This is a genomic window from Paractinoplanes bogorensis, assembly GCF_018829635.1.
Classification (GTDB): domain Bacteria; phylum Actinomycetota; class Actinomycetes; order Mycobacteriales; family Micromonosporaceae; genus Actinoplanes; species Actinoplanes bogorensis.
Genome location: NZ_JAHKKG010000007.1, coordinates 255669 through 273677, shown reverse-complemented (window position 1 = coordinate 273677; position 18009 = coordinate 255669). Strand labels below are relative to the sequence as shown.

At 70.9% G+C, this 18009-nt stretch carries 17 protein-coding genes; 9 read left to right on the top strand and 8 right to left on the bottom strand.

From position 1 onward, the window contains the following. The first annotated feature begins 133 nt into the window (after window positions 1-133). Window positions 134-1354 (top strand): glycosyltransferase family 2 protein, encoded by a 1221-nt coding sequence (locus tag KOI35_RS23710; protein WP_215790147.1) that lies wholly within the window; start codon window positions 134-136, stop codon window positions 1352-1354. A 6-nt stretch (window positions 1355-1360) separates the two neighbouring features. Here the strand turns inward: KOI35_RS23710 and darG are convergent, their stop codons facing one another. From darG to KOI35_RS23690, 4 genes are all read right to left on the bottom strand, one after another. After that, window positions 1361-2425 (bottom strand): type II toxin-antitoxin system antitoxin DNA ADP-ribosyl glycohydrolase DarG, encoded by a 1065-nt coding sequence (gene darG / locus KOI35_RS23705; protein WP_215790146.1) that lies wholly within the window; start codon window positions 2423-2425, stop codon window positions 1361-1363. Window positions 2426-2430: 5 nt separating this feature from the next. Continuing rightward, window positions 2431-2757, bottom strand: a complete 327-nt coding sequence (locus KOI35_RS23700) for a DarT ssDNA thymidine ADP-ribosyltransferase family protein (protein WP_215790143.1) — start codon at window positions 2755-2757, stop codon at window positions 2431-2433. A 240-nt stretch (window positions 2758-2997) separates the two neighbouring features. Then, window positions 2998-3996 carry a glucose-6-phosphate dehydrogenase (coenzyme-F420) gene (gene fgd / locus KOI35_RS23695; RefSeq protein ID WP_215790141.1) on the bottom strand — a complete coding sequence of 333 codons (999 nt, stop codon included), beginning with the start codon at window positions 3994-3996 and terminating at the stop codon, window positions 2998-3000. A 9-nt stretch (window positions 3997-4005) separates the two neighbouring features. Beyond that, complete coding sequence (locus KOI35_RS23690; RefSeq protein ID WP_215790140.1) at window positions 4006-5874, bottom strand: sigma-70 family RNA polymerase sigma factor; 1869 nt, start codon at window positions 5872-5874, stop codon at window positions 4006-4008. 162 nt (window positions 5875-6036) lie between these two features. Here KOI35_RS23690 and KOI35_RS23685 point away from each other — a divergent pair, with 162 nt between their 5' ends. The 3 genes from KOI35_RS23685 (at window position 6037) to KOI35_RS23675 (ending at window position 8192) form a co-directional block, all read left to right on the top strand. Next, window positions 6037-6429, top strand: a complete 393-nt coding sequence (locus KOI35_RS23685; RefSeq protein WP_215790138.1) for an ATP-binding protein — start codon at window positions 6037-6039, stop codon at window positions 6427-6429. A gap of 88 nt (window positions 6430-6517) precedes the next feature. Next, window positions 6518-7660 (top strand): PP2C family protein-serine/threonine phosphatase, encoded by a 1143-nt coding sequence (locus KOI35_RS23680; protein ID WP_215790136.1) that lies wholly within the window; start codon window positions 6518-6520, stop codon window positions 7658-7660. A 73-nt stretch (window positions 7661-7733) separates the two neighbouring features. Continuing rightward, window positions 7734-8192 carry a MarR family winged helix-turn-helix transcriptional regulator gene (locus KOI35_RS23675; RefSeq protein ID WP_215790134.1) on the top strand — a complete coding sequence of 153 codons (459 nt, stop codon included), beginning with the start codon at window positions 7734-7736 and terminating at the stop codon, window positions 8190-8192. 93 nt (window positions 8193-8285) lie between these two features. Here the strand turns inward: KOI35_RS23675 and KOI35_RS23670 are convergent, their stop codons facing one another. Then, the gene (locus KOI35_RS23670; RefSeq protein ID WP_215790133.1) at window positions 8286-8636 is read right to left on the bottom strand and encodes a histone-like nucleoid-structuring protein Lsr2; all 351 of its coding nucleotides are present in this window, start codon (window positions 8634-8636) and stop codon (window positions 8286-8288) included. Between the two features lie 201 nt (window positions 8637-8837). On the opposite strand from KOI35_RS23670, the gene KOI35_RS23665 reads away from it, so the two are divergent. Together KOI35_RS23665 and KOI35_RS23660 are read left to right on the top strand one after the other, a co-directional pair. Then, window positions 8838-9266, top strand: coding sequence for a hypothetical protein (locus KOI35_RS23665; RefSeq protein WP_215790131.1), 429 nt, complete (start codon window positions 8838-8840; stop codon window positions 9264-9266). Next, window positions 9263-10480: a D-alanyl-D-alanine carboxypeptidase family protein gene (locus KOI35_RS23660; protein WP_215790129.1), complete on the top strand. Its 1218-nt coding sequence runs from the start codon at window positions 9263-9265 to the stop codon at window positions 10478-10480. The genes KOI35_RS23665 and KOI35_RS23660 overlap by 4 nt, the downstream gene beginning before the upstream one ends. Before the next feature lie 15 nt (window positions 10481-10495). On the opposite strand, the gene KOI35_RS23655 is transcribed toward KOI35_RS23660, so the two are convergent. Further along, window positions 10496-11011, bottom strand: a complete 516-nt coding sequence (locus KOI35_RS23655; protein ID WP_215790128.1) for a DUF456 domain-containing protein — start codon at window positions 11009-11011, stop codon at window positions 10496-10498. Between the two features lie 291 nt (window positions 11012-11302). Here KOI35_RS23655 and KOI35_RS23650 point away from each other — a divergent pair, with 291 nt between their 5' ends. Beyond that, window positions 11303-12226, top strand: coding sequence for a sigma-70 family RNA polymerase sigma factor (locus KOI35_RS23650; RefSeq protein ID WP_215790125.1), 924 nt, complete (start codon window positions 11303-11305; stop codon window positions 12224-12226). Between the two features lie 39 nt (window positions 12227-12265). Here KOI35_RS23650 and KOI35_RS23645 read toward each other — a convergent pair whose 3' ends face one another. After that, window positions 12266-14584: a HelD family protein gene (locus KOI35_RS23645; RefSeq protein ID WP_215790123.1), complete on the bottom strand. Its 2319-nt coding sequence runs from the start codon at window positions 14582-14584 to the stop codon at window positions 12266-12268. Window positions 14585-14744: 160 nt separating this feature from the next. On the opposite strand from KOI35_RS23645, the gene KOI35_RS23640 reads away from it, so the two are divergent. Then, window positions 14745-15260: a hypothetical protein gene (locus KOI35_RS23640; protein ID WP_215790121.1), complete on the top strand. Its 516-nt coding sequence runs from the start codon at window positions 14745-14747 to the stop codon at window positions 15258-15260. Window positions 15261-15317: 57 nt separating this feature from the next. Here the strand turns inward: KOI35_RS23640 and KOI35_RS23635 are convergent, their stop codons facing one another. Next, entirely contained in the window at window positions 15318-16199 is an 882-nt protein-coding gene (locus KOI35_RS23635; RefSeq protein WP_215790119.1) for a sigma-70 family RNA polymerase sigma factor, read from the bottom strand. Between the two features lie 297 nt (window positions 16200-16496). On the opposite strand from KOI35_RS23635, the gene KOI35_RS23630 reads away from it, so the two are divergent. After that, complete coding sequence (locus tag KOI35_RS23630) at window positions 16497-18008, top strand: DEAD/DEAH box helicase (RefSeq protein WP_215790117.1); 1512 nt, start codon at window positions 16497-16499, stop codon at window positions 18006-18008. Window position 18009 lies beyond the last annotated feature (1 nt).

The window sequence follows — 18009 nt, the reverse complement described above, 5'->3', positions numbered from 1 at the left end:
CTCCGTTCCGGTGAGTTGCTGCACGGTTGCCGACCGGTAGTTTTCTTGATCAGGATCCAGCCTGAGGAGCACCGCCATGCCTCCTTCGCCGCTTTCCGCAGCGACGAGCAGCACCCGCACGACGTCACCCTCCGTGAGCGTCGTGATCCCCGTCGTCGACGCGGGCGGGCTGCACCTCATGCTGCGCGGTCTGCCCCCCGTCCTCCAGGTCGTGGTTGTCGGCGCGGATGCTTCGTTGCGTTCCGCCCTCGTGGGCCGGCCCGACGTCGTGCTCGTCCAGCCGGCCCGGCCGGGCCTGGGCAACGCGATCGCGGCCGGCGTCCGGGCCGCCCGCGGCGACGTGGTGGTCACCCTGAACGGCGACGCCTCGACCGACCCGGCCGAGATCCCCCGCTTCGTCGCGGCTCTGGTGGCCGGGGCCGACGTCGCGCTCGGCTCGCGCTATTCCGCCGGTGGCCGCGACCTGACCGGCCGCCGGCTGCACCGCTGGGCCAACCTGGCGCTGATCTGGATCCTGGCCCGGTTCCTGGGCATCCACCGCACCGACCCCGGTTTCGGGTACGCGGCGTTCTGGCGCGACGCCGCACATCGCCTGGGATTGCCCGACCCGGCCCCGCGCACCGTCCCCGTGTGGGGCGAGGGCCCCGAGATCGGGCCGTTGCTGGCGCTGCGCCCGGCCATGCGGGGCCTGCGCGTGGCCGAGGTCGGCAGCACCGCGTACCCGCCGGTCCGCCGCGCCCGCGACACCGAACGCCTGCGTCTGCGCCACTGGCTGCGCACAGCTCGCCAGGAACGCCGCTCCGGCGTGGAGGCCGAGACACCCGCGCACCCCGCCCCGGTCGCCCACCGCCCCGTCATGAACGACGAGACCGGCGCCGGCCGTCGCGCCCTCGACCGCTGGGCCATCGAAAGCCTGGCCCACGAACGACGCGCCCGCGAACGCCTGGCCCGCGAACGCACCACAGTCCGCCAGACCCCCGCCCCCGCCCGCCCGGCCTCGTCCGCCAGCGCTCGCCCGGCCTGGGCCGAAGCCGACCGGCGCTCGGCGGGCCGGCCGGCGTGGGGACAGCCGCACGTCAGCCCCGCGCAGCACATCCGGAACACGCCGCCCGCACCCCGTCGCGAGGGTCACCCGGAGCGTCTGGGCGGCCCCGACCTGCAGCCCCGATCGGGCCAGATGCCGTGGCGCATCGCCTTCGGCGCCACCCAGCCCACGGCCCGAGAGGTCGGCACCCGCCGCCGCCGAATCCAGGGCTTGCGCCAGGACCGCCCCGACCTACGCGTCATCAACGGCGAGGGCGCCACCACCGGCCGCCGAGCCCGCCTCCGATCGATCAAGAAGCTGGACGAGTAAGCCGCCTCAAGCCGGCAAGAGATTCCGGTCAGCCAACCGGGCCGCGGCCAGCGTGACGTGCTTCTCGGTGAACATTCGAGCTTTCCGCAAACTCCACGACGCGACTCGATCAGCGAGGGCGCCCGGGTCATCAGTCATGGGCTCATATCCCGAGGCGAAATGAACCGTCGCCAGCAACTCGAGGCTGTACGGAGTCTCGAACCCCTCCACGAGATCCAGCAGCGTGGACAGCCGCTCCAGCTCAGCCGGTTGATCCGCAAGGAGCTCTTCGGCCGCGTCGACGCTCCGCGGCACCGGATTGATGGGCGCGAACTCAGTCACCCGAGCGGATCGGTCGCCCAGCCCCGTCAGGTGGTGGCCTTCGAGCGCATCGAGAACATGACTCAACTGAGGGGCGTACGGCCCGTAGGTTCCACGCACGAAGGTCAGCCGGAGAGGAGCACCGAGAACCTGCAGGAAGTAGGCGAGCTTCTGAATCTCCAACTCACTGATGCCATCACGAACTTCCTGCAACCGTGCTCGATCCAGATACCGATTGACCGCCGTCACCAGCAGAGCCCGCGGTTGAGTGAGCGGTGGCTGAGGTGTGGCGTTCGGCATCGCGTCAGCGGACGGGGCACCCTCAGGCGGAAAGACGATCGCTCGAACGTCTTGCATGCGGTCGCACGCCTTCTCGATCAACGGCCGGACCTCGTTCCAGTCCAACCCGCCGTTGCCGCAGCCGAGCGCCGGGATGGCTACCGACCGGATGCCCAACTCTTGGACGACGTCAACCAGCGAATCCAGGCCGGCGGCGATGTCGGCCAACCGGGAACTGCTGCGCCAGTGCTGCTTCGTCGGGAAGTTGAGGATGTAACGGCGTGAGCCGATCACCCCCGTGTCGAACGCCCAGACGTGGCCGAGCCTGATGTCTCCGCGCGCACAAGCAGCACGGTAGGCCCGGAAGTTGGCGGGAAAGGCGCGCTTGAACTGGAGAGCAATTCCCTTGCCCATCACACCCACCGTGTTCACCGTGTTGACCAAGGCGTCCGCGTCAGCTGTGAGGAGATTCCCGTGTGCTTCCTCGATCATTTCCCTCACCTCCGTTCGAACCCGTGAACGAGGAACTCGGCCTGGCGTCGGCGCTGCCGGTCAGGATCCTCCTGGGTGTTGTTCCAACGTTCGGCCTCCATCAGCGGCCAGTCGACCATTCCCAGCATGCTCGACGAATCCGTGGTGAACTCTGAGGTCGCTGTGGCCGCGTTGCCGTCTGTTGCCACCCACGTGAGCCCGGCTTCGACGACTGCTCGCACGTTCGTGACCAGGTAGATCAGCGGCCTGTCTCCGCCTTGATAACGGCCGGCAGGCGGTCCCGGTGTTCGCACGATATCCGGACTGTCGGATCGCTCCGAGATTGTCGACATGTGTGAAGTGGTAAAGCCAGCGAGAGCCGGCGTTCGTTGTGTCTGGTCCAGTCATGCTGCCGTCGGTCTCCGCATCCGTAGCCGGGCCTCTCGACCGGCGCGGAACAGGATCTCATCGACCGCTCGCGCTGTGTCGACAGCGCGGCGATCCGACAGAAGTACGACGATCGAACCTCGTTGTCCCGAGTGGCGACGCGACGGGTCGGGCCGGGCGGTGTGGATGGCCCGGCCCGACCGCTCTCAGGTGCGGTCGCGCAGCTGCGGGAGGATTCGCTCGGAATACAGGCGCAGGAAGCGTTCCTGGTCGGGGCCCGGCGCGTGGAAGACCAGGTGCTTGAAGCCCATGTCGAGGTATTCGGCGACCTTGGCGACGTGCTCGTCGGCGTCGGAGGAGCAGATCCAGCGGGTGGCCGTGCGCTCGACCGGCAGGGCGTCGGCCAGGCGCTGCATCTCGATCGGGTCTTCGACGCCGGTCTTCTCGTCGGGGGACAGCGCCAGCGCACCCCAGTAGTGGGTGTCGTTGTGGGCGCGCTCGAGGTCGTCGTCGAAGCTGACCTTGACCTCGATCATCAGGTCGAGGTCGTCGGTCTTGCGGCCAGCCTTTTCGGCGCCCTCGCGGACGGCGGGCAGCAGCGTGTCGGTGTAGAGCGCGTGGCCCTTGCCGCTGGTGGTGATGAAGCCGTCGGCGATCCGGCCGGCCAGGCGGGTGGCGGCCGGGCCGGAGGCGCCGATGTAGATCGGGACCTGCGTGTCCGGCTTGTCGTAGATAGTGGCGTTTTCCGTACGGTAGAACTGGCCCTCGTACGTCACCCGGTCTTCGGTCCACAGCTTCTGGATCAGCAGCACCGCTTCTTTGAGGCGGGCGAAGCGCTCCTTGCCGTCCGGCCACTCGAGCCCGAGCGGCACCTCGTTGAGCGACTCGCCCGAGCCGACGCCGAGGATGGCCCGGCCCGGAGCGAGGCAGCCCAGGGTGGCGAAGGCCTGCGCGACCACGGCCGGGTGGTAACGGAAGGTCGGCGTCAGCACGCTGGTGCCGATCAGCACCCGCTCGGTCCGGGCGGCCAGCGCGCCCAGCCACGGCAGCGCGGCCGGGGCGTGCCCGCCGTCGTGCCGCCACGGCTGGAGGTGGTCGCTGACGAAGACCGAGTCGAAGCCCAGCTCCTCGGCCAGCACGCTGTATCTGAGCAGTTCCGCCGGGGCGAACTGTTCCGCCGACGCCTTGTACCCGAACCGAATCATGAGCCGAACTTACCCCGCGGCCTTGTACGCCTTTCCGGCGTCCGTCGGACTGTTGCCGTCCTTGTAGAGCCCGAAATCGACACTGTCTCCCACAGCGGGCAAACCGAACCAGGCGTACCGCTCGACGTACGAACGCTTCTGCATGCCCCTGGTCGTGCCGTTGATGAAGGTCACCAACTGGGCCTGGGACGGGTATTTGGGGCTGCCGCCAAAGTTCATCAGGCCGTACTCGGTGACCCAGATCGGCTTGCCGTAGCGCTTGTGCACGGCGTCGACGTAGCCGAGGAACTGGTCGACCGCGGCCGGTGAGAAGTCGGACCCGTACCAGTGCAGCGTGATGAAGTCGACACGGTAGTTCTTGTCCTTGGCGCCGCTCATGAAGCGGTCGAGCCAGCCGCCCGCCGTGTCCCCGCCGAACGCGACCGCGGGGCTGCCCAGCCGCATGCCGGTCGACTGCAGCTTCGGCCAGTCGGCCAGGGCGTCCTCGACGCTCATCTTGGCCTGGCCGTCCATGTCCGGCTCGTTGAAGCCGAGCAGGATCTTGCCCTCTTTCTTGGCCTCGGCCAGGGTGCTGTCGGTGACGTTGGCCTTGCCCCAGATCATCGGCACGAACTCGACGTCGGCCGGGCCGGGCATGCTGCGGTTGTTCGACGACCAGTTGTAGTACCAGCCGGCGCCGACGTCACCGAGGGCCGCCTTGGTGCCGGTGAACTCCCAGACGCCGACGCCCTTCTTCTTGCTCGCCTTGGCGGTGACGACCACGGCCGGCTTCTTCGTCGTCGGCGTCGCGCTCGGCGTGGCGCTGGGCGTCACCGACGGGGTCGGGCTGGGCTTGACCGTGCTGGGGGCCGGGGCCGGCCGGGTGGTCGGGGCGACCACGGCGGCGGTGGCGACCGGCGGATCGGACTTCTGCACCACGACCACGGCCGCCGTGCCGCCGGCGACCGCGGTGGTCGACAGGGCGGCGGTCATGACCTTGCGGGACAGGCTGAACCCGACCTTGGCCGCGATCTTGGCGGTGCCCGCGCCGACCGACTTCGAAGCGGCCGCGCCGCCCGCCGCCGCGGCCTTCGACGAGGCCACCCCACCGGCGCCGAGGGAGGCGAGCACGCCCTTGCCCATCAGCCCGGCCGGCAGCGGCACCAGCGCCATGCCGGCCAGCAGGCGCTCGGCCGCGACCAGCCCGTTCCAGGCCGGGGAGCAGTAGCGGCACTCGCGGGTGTGGCGGGCGATCCGCTTGCGCCACAGCGGGCTGGGCCGCCCGTCCCACTCGGTGGTGAGCATCTGCAGGTCGAGGCAGGGCGGGTTGGCGGTCAGCGCCCGCACGACGACCCGGGCCGTCTCGAGCTGACCCTTCATCCGCTGGATCCGGACGGCGGCGTGCTGGCGGGTGACGTCCATGGCGTCGACGATCTCGTCGCGGGTGAGCTCGCCCGAGGCCTCGAGCCACCAGAGCGAGAGCAGCTCGCGGTTGTCCTCGTCGAGCCAGCGGGTCGCCTCGGCGGTCTCCCGGCGCTGGCCGCTGAGCTCGAGCCGGGTGATCGACAGGTCGGTGAAGTCGGCGCCGGGGTCGCGGATGTCCTCGTGCAGCAGCGCCTCGGGGGCACCGCGCCGGGCCCGGAACCGCTCGCGCACCTGGCGGACGGTGATCGCGACCAGCCACGACCGGAATGCCTCGGGCTCGCGCAGGTCGCCCAGGTTGCGCAGCACGCGCAGCATGACGTCCTGCACCACGTCGTCGACGTCGGCGTGACCCTCGAGAGCGCGCCCGACGATCGTGTAGACCAGCGGCAGATAACCGGCCACGAGCCGGTCGACCGCCACCGGGTCCCCGTCGCGAGCGGCGATCACGACCGCGATGTCGGGTTGCTCCGCCATTGTCCAACCTTTCGTGGGCGTCTTACCGGGCCGGGCCTCATCGGCCACGGGAAGGGAGACGACCGAGCCGTCCATGGATAACACGTTTTCTCGCGAAGATCGGATGAGGTGATGCGGCGACGGCCACGATTAGGTCTCGGGGCGAGCGGGAAACACAGGACCATGCGTATGACACTCCGGCTCGACCTACCCCGGGAAGCGGGCAGTGTGCCCACCGTCCGCCGGATGCTGCGCTCCGCCCTTGCCGTCCTGCAGGTGGACCGCGGCTCGCAGGACGATCTGGAGATCGCCATCACCGAGGCGTGCTCGAACGTCGTCCGGCACGCCGGTGGCGCCGAGACGTTCGAGGTCTGCCTGGACGTGGCCGAGAAGCACTGCTCGATAGACGTGCGCGACACCGGGGACGGATTCGACCCGGAGGCGGTCGGCCCGGCCGGCCCGGCCAGCGAGAGCGGCCGCGGACTGGCGCTGATCAAGGCCCTGGGCGAGAACGTCCGCATGCATTCCACACCGCGGCGGGGCAGCTTGATCCATTTCGAGAAGTCGTTCGCCTAGACCTCCTGCCAACGCCCCGGAGGCAAGCGCCTATGATGCTTGCTCTTCGGCAACTATTGCCTGTTCGTCTCCAGGAAGGGGAGATCGAGTGTCCGCCCGTCCGGCTTCCGTCGGTTCGTTCCTACGTCAAGCACCGCCCGATCGCCTCCCCGAGGTGGTGGCCGAGCACCTGCGCACCTGGTTCCCCGTCGCGGGCACCGAGGTGCTGCTCAGCGATCTGACCCTGAGCTCGCTCTGGCCCGTCCTCGAGCCCGAGACGCCCCCCGGCAGCGCCCTCGAGCAGCGGTGCTTCGGCAGCCAGCAGCCGGTGACCGACGCCGCCCTGCGACGCGTGCTGCTCCCGCTCGCCACCTGGGGCGACCGGATCGGCGTGCTGCGGGTCGACCTCACCGAGGCTCCCGGCCACGAGCTGGTCACCGAACTGACCGGGGTGGCCGACGAACTGGCCCTGGCGTTGCGCGCGGCCGACAAGGATACCGACCGCTACCGGCAGATCGTCCGGCGACAGCGGTTGACCATGGCCGCCGAGTTGCAGTGGGACCTGCTGCCCGGGCGCTCACTGACCGGCGAACGGTTCCGGCTGGCCGGACAGCTCGAGCCGGCCTACGCGATGTACGGCGACCACTACGACTGGGCCGTCACCGACGACCGCCTCACCCTGACCGTGCTCAACGGCCAGGGCGACGGCATCGAGGCGGCCCTGCTGACCACCGTCGCGGTGAACGCCATGCGCAACGCCCGCCGGTCCGGCGCCAACATCGTCGAACAGGCCGAGCTCGCCTCCGACGCGATCTATTCGCGGCACGGCGGGACCTCGCACGTGGCGACCCTGCTGCTCGAGATCGACCTGAGCGGCGGCACGGTCGAGGCGGTCGACGCCGGCTCGCCCCGGGCCCTGATCGCCCACGAGGGCGACATCCGCCCGGTCACTTTGGAACAGCAGTTGCCGCTCGGCATGTTCGGCGACAGCCGCTACGAGACGCAGAAGTTCCAGCTGGAGTCGGGTGACCGCCTGCTCGTGGTGAGCGACGGGGTACACGCCGCGGCGCCCGGCGGGAAGGCCGCGTACGGTGATTCCGCCCTGCTGACGGCGTTGCGCCGGACACGCCTGCAACCTCCGACCGAGGCGGTGGGTACGGTGATCCGGGCGCTGCGCGACTACCACGCCGGTGACGACCAGGAGGACGACGCTGTCATCGTCTGTCTCGATTGGCTCCGCGGAACGGCATGAACCCGCGGGCGGGCGGGTAGTGGCAGGGCGGACGCATCGACGTGCACGTCTGACGAACAGGGAAACATCCGCCATGGACCGGGTCACCGACGTCGCCGCCTCCGTCGAGTCGACGGCTGACGCGCTCGTCTCCGTGCTGGACACGGCCGGCCAGGCGCAAAATCCGAGCGTGCCGCCGGCCCAGCTGCGCGTGCTGGCGATCGTGGCCGGCAACAGCCACACCAACATGAGCCGGCTCGCCGAGGCGCTCGAGGTGGTGCCCTCGTCGGCCAGCCGCCTGTGCGACCGGCTCGAGGCGACCGGCCTGCTGCGCCGGGTGCCCGACCCGCGCGACCGGCGCGAGGTGCGGCTGCTGCTCACGTCGTCGGCCCGCCGGCTGCTCGACGAGTTGCGCGAGCGCCGGCGTCAGGCCCTGGCCGAGGTGCTGGAGCGGATGGCGCCGGTCGATCGGGAGGAGCTGGTGCGCTCGTTGCGGGCGTTCGCGGCGGCGGCCGGCGGCGAGGCCGAGGACCAATCCCTGCGTACGGCGTGAGGCCTTTCGCCATTTTCCCCAGGTAAGAAACCTCTGCGGACAGGAGCCTCCGACTCGCTCCCCGTACGCAAATTGCACGCGCCGCGCAGAGAGTCAGTGGCCGTTCGCCGCGCGGTAAGCCTGCGTCACGCTCTGTGGAATGCGGCCCCGCTCGGAAATCTGATGCCCGTTGGCCGTGGCCCACTCGCGGATCTGCCGGTTTTCGTCGCGGGAGCCGGCCGTGCGGCCCGTTCCGGCCCGGCGGGGCGGGATGCGGCCGGTCGACGAACGACCGAGCCGGGTGCCCGCGTTGATGAAGGGGTCGAGCGCCTTACGCAGCTTCCCCGCATTGGCCTCGGAAAGGTCGATCGTGTAGTTAATGCCGTCCAGACTGAACTCGACCGTGCGGTCGGCCTTCTTTCCGTCCAGATCGTCGATCAGAGTGGTGATTACCTGCCGCGCCATGACGACTCCCAAGTCCGCCCGACCAACCGCGCCAAGTGTTGCTCGCCACAGGGTACGCGCGCAACTGTCTCAGGCCGATTAGCAATTCTTTTTCGAAGGACAAGGCGAGTGGCCTATTGAATGGCACCGGAGGTATTCACGGTAATCACAGCGGAAAGCTCGGCTTGGACGGGCGCCCGGGCATCACCTAGTGTCGCTGGCATGGAGCGGGACGCCGACTGGCAGGAACAGCGACGGCAGGCGATCGCCGGCCACGCCGCGGCGCTCGAGGCCGGCCGCGCCGCCGAGGCCCGCGAGGCCTCGGCCTTGATCGACGACTTCGTGCACCGGGCCGCCGAGCGCGGGCTGACACCGCAGACGCTCCAGGCCCGGACCTTCGACGGCCGCGCCACCTATCGGACGCACGTGCGCGGGTGGTACCTCAAGTCGAACCGGTCGGTCGCCGTGGGCGACGACGGCGAGTATTACGTGCTGACCGTGCCCGCTTCGCTGCGCGCCCGCTTCGCCGGCGCCGACCTGACCCCGAGCATGCCCCGGCTGATCGTGGGCGCCGGCGGCGGTGACGGCGAGACGATTCCGCTGCGGAAACTGCTCGACCAGCGGCTCGAGGCGGGAGTCTCCTGGCCTTGATCCGCCGAATCCTCGCGGCGGCCTGCACCGCCGTGCTCATCCCCGTGCTCGTTCCGGCCGCCCCGGCCCACGCCGCAGCCGTGATCCCGTGCCCCAAGCCCAAGGTCGCACCGCCGCCCAACCGCCCGCCGACGCCGGTTCCCCCGCCGGACGACCCGGTCGGCAGTGCCATCGGCGGCGACGCCCTCGCGACCCACGGCCTGGTGATCCCGGCCGGGGCCAAGGCACCACCCGCGGTCACCGCGAGCACCTGGATGGTCGCCGACCTCGACACCGGCGAGGTGCTCGGCGGCTGCGGCCCGCACGTCTTCCGTACCCCGGCCAGCGTGCAGAAGACGCTGCTGGCGGCGACGGTGATCGACAAGCTGGACCCGAAACAACGGATCACCGTGACCGCCGGTGACCTCGACATCGAGCGGGGCAGTTCGGCGGTCGGTTTGCTGGTCGGCGGGAAGTACCCGATCTCGACGCTGTGGCTGGGCCTGATGCTCAACTCGGGCAACGACGCCGCCAACGCGCTGGCCCGGCTGGCCGGGGGCGGCGGCACCGACGGTGTGGCCCGCACCGTGGGCGAGATGAACGCGCTGGCCAAGCGGATCGGCGCCTACCAGACGCACGCGGTCACCCCGTCCGGGCTGGATGGTCCGGGTCAGTTCACCAGCGCGTACGACCTGGCGCTGATCGCCCGGATCTGTTTCGCCAACGCCGACTTCCGCCGCTACGTGCTCACGAAGTCGGCCCAGATGCCGGCCCAGCCGCAACTGAAGAAGGGCGGCTTCCAGTTCCAGAACGAGAACAAGCTGATCTACGGCTATCCCGGCGCGATGGGCGGTAAGACCGGCTTCACGACGGTGGCCAGGCACAGCTATGTGGGCGCGGCCGACCGGAACGGGCGCCGCCTGGTGGTGACGCTGCTCGGTGCCGAGGCCCGGCCGATGCGCGGCTATCAGCAGGGCCAGGCGCTGCTCGACTGGGGCTTCTCGCTGCCCAGGGACGAATCCGTCGGCAAGCTGGTGTCGCCCGAAGATGTGGCGCCGTCGCCCTCGCCGACCCCGAAACCCGCGGCGCCCCAGCCGGCCGCGGCACCCGGCGGCACCGACGGGCCACCGCCGCTGCTCTCGATGCTGGCGGCCGGGTCGGTCGCCCTGCTGCTGGCCGGTGCGCCCCTGTTGCTCCTGCTGACCCAGCGCCGCCGCCGGCGGAGAACCCGTTAAGGCGCCAGACGCGCCCTAAGGCATCATCGCGCTCGACCAGAACAGGCCGAAGACCCAGACGACGGCGACGGCCAGCGCGGCCGTGAACTCGATCAGCATGGCCATGCCGGCCGCGTGCAGGGCGTATTTGGTCGAGGCCCAGGCCTGGTCGGCGCCCAGGCGCACGCGTTCGACCAGATAGACGCCGAGCACGAAGCCCAGCGGCAGGCCGAGCACCGGGATCACGAAGAAGCCGATCACCCCGAGCAGTCCGCCGGCCAGCAGCGCCGAGTTGGGCACGCCCGCGTGCTTGAGGCGGCGGCCGGGCACCAGATATTTGACCAGGGCACCGAGCAGGGCCACGGCCGTGGCGACGACGAAGACCAGCCAGCGCACCGCGCCGCTGCCGTCGCCGAGGGCCGCCCACAGCAGCACCCCGGCCCAGCTCAGCAGCAGGCCGGGGACGACCGGGATGACGACGCCGACCACGCCCACGGCGACCGCGATGCCGGCGATCAGATTGATCACCCAGGCGCTGTCGGAGAGGTCCATGCGCCAAAGGTGCCAGTCCGTCGCAACGGCGCAAAGACACCGGCCCGAGTTCTCAACGAACCCACAGGCGCCGCGATCGCCGCCGGTGAGATGGCAAGCGGTTCTCCGACGGCCGCGGGGTTTGCGGACGGCGGAGAACCGCCTGCCATCTCACCGGTTACAAGGCGATCGCCTGCGGAGCGAAGCGACGCCATGTCACAGCAACCGAGGCGCACCCCGTCGCCGCTCAATCGGCAACCGCCCCCGGACGAACCTCCCTGTGTCAGTCACCGACGACGGGGGGAACCACCGATGACCAGCACCGCGAACGCTGCCGACATCACTGCCGACACCGCTGCTGTCACGGTTCTGTCCGCGGCCGAGCAGGAAGAGATCATCCGCACCCACATGCCGCTCGTCGGCCACCTGGTGCGCGACATGCTCAGCCGCATCCCCAACCACATCCACCGCGACGACCTCACCAGTGCCGGCCTGCACGCGCTGGTCACCGCGGCCCGCGGCTGGGACCCGGACCGCGGCATCCCGTTCCACCGCTTCGCCAGCACCCGCATCCGCGGCGCCATCCTCGACGAGCTGCGCGCCCTCGACTGGGCGACCCGCTCGGTGCGCACCAAGGCCCGCGCCACCGACACCACCCGCCAGGCGCTGACCACCACGCTGGGCCGCACGCCCACCGCCGACGAGCTGGCCCAGGCGCTCGGCACCACCACCAGCGAGCTCAAGCAGACCGACACCGACGTGCAGCGCGCGACCGTGCTGTCGCTGCAGGGCTTCACCACCAGCAGCGCCGACGACCTGGTGACCGAGAAGACCCCGGGCCCCGAGGACATGCTGATCCGCCGCGAGCAGATCGGCTACCTGCACCACGCGATCAGCTCGCTGCCGGACCGTCTGCAGGTCGTCATCACCGAGTACTTCCTGCAGGAGCGTCCGATGGCCGACATCGCGGCCGACCTCGGCGTGACCGAGTCGCGGGTGTCGCAGCTCCGTGCCGAGGCGCTGTCGCTGCTCAAGGACGGTCTGAACACGCACCTCAGCCCCGAGCTGGCGCCGGTGCCGGACAACCCGGAGAGCATCACCGCTCGCCGCCGGGCCACCTACTACAACACCATCGCGGAGAGCACGTCGGTGCACAGCCGGCTCGCGATGACCAACGCGCACGGCCACACCGCGTACAGCCGTGGGCCGCTCGCCAAGACGCCGGTGGCGGCGTAGTTTTCCGGGGGCTCGGCATCAGGCCGAGCCCCCTTTTTCTCATGCCAGGGCGCTGAGCACCTTGGGCAGGTCGGCCGTGTGCAGCACACCGAGCCGCCGGGTGGCCCGGGTGACCGCCACATAGAGGTCGGACAGTCCGCGCGGGCTCTCGGCGATGATCTCGTCGGGCTCGATCACGATGACCGAGTCGAACTCCAGCCCCTTGGCCTGCCGTACGGTCATCAGCACCACCTGATTGAGCAGGTCGGGCTGCTCCCCCACGGCTGCCCCGGGCACCGCCTCGACCAGGGCGCGCCCGAGATCGGCCTGGCGTGACTCCGGCACCAGAACGCCGACACGGCCCTCGCCGGCTTCGGCGGCCTCGAGGCGTACGGCCGCAATCGTCTCGGCCGGAAGGGCGACGGCGGGCACCCGCAGCGCCCACGGTTCGACCCCGGACGTGCGGACCGAGCGCGGCGGTTCGAGGGCCGGGTCGACCGCGGCCAGCACGTCGGCCGCCACCGCCATCACCTCGGCCGGGGTGCGGTAGTTGACGGTCAGCTCGACCAGGTTCCAGCGCTGCGCCACGTACGGCTCGAAGACCTGTTCCCAGGTGGTCGTGCCGGCCAGTTCCGAGGTCTGGGCGACGTCGCCGACCACGGTCATCGAGCGGCTCGGGCAGCGCCGCATGAGCAACCGCCAGGCCATCGGCGACAACTCCTGCGCCTCGTCGACGATCACGTGACCGAAGGCCCAGGTGCGGTCGGCCGCGGCCCGCTCGGCCGCCGTCCGGGTGTCGAGCACCTCGTGCCGTTCGACGAACGCGCTGGCGTCGACGACGTCGGTGGCGGAGAGGATCTCCTCCTCCTGGTCCTCGAAGTCGAGCGAGCGGGAACCTTCGACGATCTCGAGCACACCCTCGGCGTACTCGATGGCCTCGCGCCTCTCCTGGGCCACCTGGCGGGCCTTGAGCGTGTCGTCGACGCCGAGCAGCTCGGCCAGCTCGTCGAGCAGCGGCACGTCGGCCGGGGACCAGCGGGCGTCGTGGTCGCGCCGCAGCAGGGCCCGGTCGGCGGCGGAGAGCTCGGGGGCGGCGGCCTCCAGGCGTACGGGATCGCTCAACAGCTCGCGCAGCACCCGGCGCGGGGTGAGTACCGGCCAGAAGTCGAACAGCGTCTGCTGGACGTCGATGTCTTCACGCAGTTCGCGGCGGGTCTCGGCCAGGTCGGCCTCGGAGAGCAGATTTTCCCCGCCCAGCGGGTCGGCGCCGATCCGCTCGGCGATCTGCAGCGACAGCGCGTGGATGGCCTCGGTGACGAAGACCGACCGGGCCACGTTGTGCGGGCGGGCGGTGCGGCGGGCGGCGGCCCGGGCGTCCTCGAGCACGGCCCGCTCGATGCGCAGCGGGTAGCCGTCGTGGTCAACCTCCACGTACGCGTCCGGCACGGTCTGCCAGTCGGCCACCGCGTTCGCCAGCACGTCGAGCATCGCCGTACGGCCCTTCAGGGCCGACGTAGCCGGGGATTCGACGGCCCGGGCCCGTACGCCGGGAAACATGTCCCCCAGCGTGGCCAGCAGCACCCCGGTCTCGGCCAGGGACGGCAGCACCTGCGAGATGTAGCGCAGGAAGGTCGGGTTGGGCCCGAGGATCAGCACGCCCTGCTTGGTCAGCTGCCCCCGGTACGTGTAGAGCAGGTAGGCCGCCCGGTGCAGCGCGACGGCCGTCTTGCCGGTGCCGGGACCTCCCTGCACCACCATGACGCCGGGCAGCCCGGCCCGGATGACCTCGTCCTGCTCGGACTGGATGGTCTCGACGATGTCGCGCATCCGGCCCGTACGGTTGGCGGTCAGCGCCGACAGCAGCGCCGCCTCGCCGGTCACGTCCTCGCGACCGCCGCTCCGGCCGGCCTCGAGATCGAGCACCTCGTCGTCGATGGCGGTCAGGCGCCGCCCCTTGGTGCGCAGATGCCGGCGCCGTTTCACCCCGTCGGGCGACACCGCGGTGGCGAGATAGAACGATCGCGACGCCGGGGCCCGCCAGTCGACCAGCAGGGGGTCACGATCGTGTTCCTCGGCCGACAGCCCGATCCGTCCGATGTAGCGCGGCTCGTCCGCGGTGAAATCGAGCCGGCCGAAGCAGAGGCCGTTCTCCACGGCATTCATCTGGGCGAGTTGTTCGGCGTAATGCGAGCGGGTCGCCTCCCGCTGCGCCCGGCCCTGCGGGGTGCCGCCGGCCTCGAGAAGAATGGCGCGCAGACGGTTGTCGGCCTGCTCACGCAGGCCGTCCAGCCGGTTGTAGAGGGTGGTGAGGTACGCCTGTTCGGCTTCGAGGTCGGCCGCGGCGGAGCTTGACAAAGCCACTCCCCTTTGTGGTAGCATTCGGCACTGGCGGCCCTTATCGGCCGCTATTTTTGTCTCTCGACAAACGACCAGACTAGCGCATCGATGGCAGGTTACGGCTCGCCACGAAATTGTCGTCTATCGGTCATGGTTTCCGGCGAGCCGTTACGCACGACGGCCGATCCGCTTTAACCCGGGCATGACCAACCACCACCCGATCCGACGCCTCGGCGCGCTCGCCCTCATCGCGGCCGCCACCCTCGCCTTCTCGACCGCGTGCAGCGGCGACGACGAGGCACCGTCCGGCAGCGCCGCCCAGGCCGCCGCGGGCGGACCCGAGGCCAAGAACGTCGAGGGCGCCAAGCAGGCCGCCCAGACGGTCTTCGACCGCTTCGCCGGCGGGGACTTCGCCGGCGCCTGGGACATGTACACCGCCGCGGGCAAGCAGGCGATCACCAAGGACGACTACGTGAAGCTCAACACGGCCTGCTCGCGCAAGGGCCTGACGATCACGCTGTCCAGCGCCCGGATGGAGGGCACTGACCGGGCCGTCGTCATCGCCAAGCAGCTCGTGGCCGCGCAGTCGTACACGATGGTCTACGAGGGCGACGCCTGGAAGCTCGAGCCGGCCAAGGAGGGCCTGGCCCTCTACAAGCTGGGCGCGGCCAAGGCGATCGCGGCCCAGAAGAAGGCCGGCACCTGCGCCAACCAGTAGAGCCGGACGGAGGGCCCGCCGCGAACCGCGACGGGCCCCACCCAACCACCCCGGAGCTCAGGCGGCTACCGGTAAGCCGTCCGGTCCGGTGAGCGCGAGCCGCGCGCGCAGGTCTCCACGGGCCTCGATCTGGTCGTAGTAGGCCGTCCGGCGGCGGGCCACACAGCCCTCCTTGGCCGGCGTCTGCGCCGCCAGGGCCGGGTCGAGGTGGGTGTTCATCCCGTCCCGCAGCAGGGTCAGCGCCTCGGCCCGCAGCTGGGACACCCGCGACTCGGTGACGCCGAGATCCTCGGCGATCCGGGCCATCGGCCGTTCCTCGAAGAAGTAGCCCTGCACGACCGCCTTCAGCCGGTCGGGCAGTGCGTCGATGGCGTGCCGCAGATAGCCGAGCCGCTCACGCATCAGCAGCATCTCCTCGGGACCGGCGCTGGGCTCGGTCACCATGTCCTCGGCGCCGGCCGTGGCGAAGCCCTGGAGGCTGAACACCACCGCCCGCTGCACGTCGTCGTCGGCGTGCTCGATGTCCTCGACCGAGCAGCCGAGCCGGTCGGCCACCTCGCGGACGGTCGGTACGCGGCCCAGTTCGGCGGTCAGCTCCTGTCGAGCACCGTCGGTACGCCGGGCCCGCTGCCGCACCGAGCGGCTGGCCCAGTCGAGCCCGCGCAGCTCGTCGAGCAGGGCACCCCGGACACGCGCCGCGGCGAACCGGGCGAACGGCACGTTACGGTCCTCGTCGTATCCGCGGGCCGCGTGCACCAGGGCGGCGTACCCGGCCGAGAGCAGGTCGTCGCGGTTGACGTGGGCCGGGACCCGGGCCAGCATCTCGCGCACCAGATGGCCGACCAGTGGCATGTGGGCCTGGACGCGATCCTCGCGACGACGGTCGTCCGAACCGCGGTCGGCGCGACGGCGGTCGGCAGCAAAAGTGGCACCGCTCATGTGGGGGGTCTCCTCGCGTACCTGGCCGGGTGGGGGGAGATATCCCGGCGCTGAGGAGAAAGGTGACTCCAATAAAGTGCTAAATGGGTCTAATTCGGGTGCCAGCGGGTTGCAAAGCGGCCAGGTATGCTTGATCACGCGGCCCGCTCAGTCTTGCCTCGGGCCGCCGCCGGACAGGAGCCCTCGGCACTGTCCCCTCGGATCGGCCACCACGCGCCGCGACTGAGACAACTGATGTTGATTTGGACACAGTCGCGCCGGGCAGGACGACCTTCGACGTTACGGAGCTTCCGCTACATGACCACCTTCACCGATTTCGGCGTGCCCGCTGTGCTCACCACGGCCCTCGCAGAACTCGGCATCACCACCCCGTTCCCGATCCAGGCCGCGACGCTGCCCGACTCGATCGCCGGACGCGACGTGCTCGGCCGGGGTCGCACCGGCTCGGGCAAGACCTACGCGTTCGCGCTGCCCGTGCTGGCCCGCCTGGCCGTCTCGAAGTCGCCGCGCCGGCCGGGCCGGCCGCGTGCGCTGATCCTGGCCCCGACCCGCGAACTGGCCACCCAGATCGACGCGACCATCGCGCCGCTGGCGGCCAAGCTCGGCCTGCGCACCCTCACCGTCTTCGGCGGCGTCGGTGCCAACCCGCAGATCAAGGGCCTCAAGGCCGGCGTCGACATCCTGGTCGCCTGCCCCGGCCGGCTCGACGACCACCTGCGCAACGGCCACGCCTCGCTGGACGCGGTCGAGATCACCGTGCTCGACGAGGCCGACCACATGGCCGACCTCGGCTTCCTGCCGGTCGTGCGCAAGCTGATGGACCAGACCCCGCGCGACGGCCAGCGCATGCTCTTCTCGGCCACTCTCGACAACGGCGTCGACGTGCTGGTCAAGCGCTTCATGCGCAAGCCGGTGACGCACTCGGTCGACTCGGCCACCGAGGCGCCGGTCGAGATGGCCCACCACGTTCTGCACGTACGCGGTGACGACCGCTTCCCGGTTCTGGTCGACCTGCTGCAGGCGCCGGGCCGCTCGGTCGTCTTCACCCGCACCAAGCGCCGGGCCAAGGTGCTGACCCGCCAGCTCATCGCGGCCGGGGTGCCCGCCGTCGAGCTGCACGGCAACCTCGCCCAGAACGCCCGCAACCGCAACATGGCGGCGTTCTCCGACGGCACCGCCGAGACGCTGGTGGCCACCGACATCGCGGCCCGCGGCATCCACGTCGACGACGTCGCCCTGGTGATCCACGCCGACCCGCCGGTCGAGCACAAGGCCTACCTGCACCGGTCGGGCCGCACCGCCCGGGCCGGCGCCGCGGGCACCGTGATCACGCTGATGACCGACGACCAGCAGCACGAGGTGCGCGATCTGACCCGCAAGGCCGGCGTACGCCCGACCACCAGCCGCACCCGCCCGGGTGACCCGCTGCTGGCCGAGCTGGCGCCGGGCGAGCGTGTCTTCGTCACCGCGCCGGTCGCCGCGCCCGCTCCCGAGCGCACCGCGTCGTCGGCGCCTCGCGCGCGCCGCGGCAGTGGCGGCGGGGGCCGGGGCCGGGGTACCGGTCGTCCGGCCGCCGAGGGTGGCGTGCCCGAGCAGAAGAGCTCCTCGCGGGGCCGCCGCGGAGGCGCCGCCACCGGTGCGACCGCCGGTTCGCAGCCGCGCACGGGTTCGCGGTCGGGTTCGGCGCCCCGAAGTGGTTCGGCCGGTCGGTCGGGCTCGACGCCGGTCCACACCAGCCAGTCGCGCAGCGGCGGGGCGGCGGCGTTCTCGGCCGGCACCCGCGTCGGCGGTCGCCGCGCTGGTCGCTGAC

Excerpts from the sequence above, each read along its gene's own strand:
- darG (WP_215790146.1), bottom strand. The coding sequence starts at position 2,425 with ATGATCGAGGAAGCACACGGGAATCTCCTCACAGCTGACGCGGACGCC.
- KOI35_RS23700 (WP_215790143.1), bottom strand. The coding sequence starts at position 2,757 with ATGTCGACAATCTCGGAGCGATCCGACAGTCCGGATATCGTGCGAACA.
- fgd (WP_215790141.1), bottom strand. The coding sequence starts at position 3,996 with ATGATTCGGTTCGGGTACAAGGCGTCGGCGGAACAGTTCGCCCCGGCG.
- KOI35_RS23690 (WP_215790140.1), bottom strand. The coding sequence starts at position 5,874 with ATGGCGGAGCAACCCGACATCGCGGTCGTGATCGCCGCTCGCGACGGG.
- KOI35_RS23685 (WP_215790138.1), top strand. The coding sequence starts at position 6,037 with ATGCGTATGACACTCCGGCTCGACCTACCCCGGGAAGCGGGCAGTGTG.
- KOI35_RS23675 (WP_215790134.1), top strand. The coding sequence starts at position 7,734 with ATGGACCGGGTCACCGACGTCGCCGCCTCCGTCGAGTCGACGGCTGAC.
- KOI35_RS23670 (WP_215790133.1), bottom strand. The coding sequence starts at position 8,636 with ATGGCGCGGCAGGTAATCACCACTCTGATCGACGATCTGGACGGAAAG.
- KOI35_RS23665 (WP_215790131.1), top strand. The coding sequence starts at position 8,838 with ATGGAGCGGGACGCCGACTGGCAGGAACAGCGACGGCAGGCGATCGCC.
- KOI35_RS23655 (WP_215790128.1), bottom strand. The coding sequence starts at position 11,011 with ATGGACCTCTCCGACAGCGCCTGGGTGATCAATCTGATCGCCGGCATC.
- KOI35_RS23650 (WP_215790125.1), top strand. The coding sequence starts at position 11,303 with ATGACCAGCACCGCGAACGCTGCCGACATCACTGCCGACACCGCTGCT.
- KOI35_RS23645 (WP_215790123.1), bottom strand. The coding sequence starts at position 14,584 with ATGCTACCACAAAGGGGAGTGGCTTTGTCAAGCTCCGCCGCGGCCGAC.
- KOI35_RS23640 (WP_215790121.1), top strand. The coding sequence starts at position 14,745 with ATGACCAACCACCACCCGATCCGACGCCTCGGCGCGCTCGCCCTCATC.
- KOI35_RS23635 (WP_215790119.1), bottom strand. The coding sequence starts at position 16,199 with ATGAGCGGTGCCACTTTTGCTGCCGACCGCCGTCGCGCCGACCGCGGT.
- KOI35_RS23630 (WP_215790117.1), top strand. The coding sequence starts at position 16,497 with ATGACCACCTTCACCGATTTCGGCGTGCCCGCTGTGCTCACCACGGCC.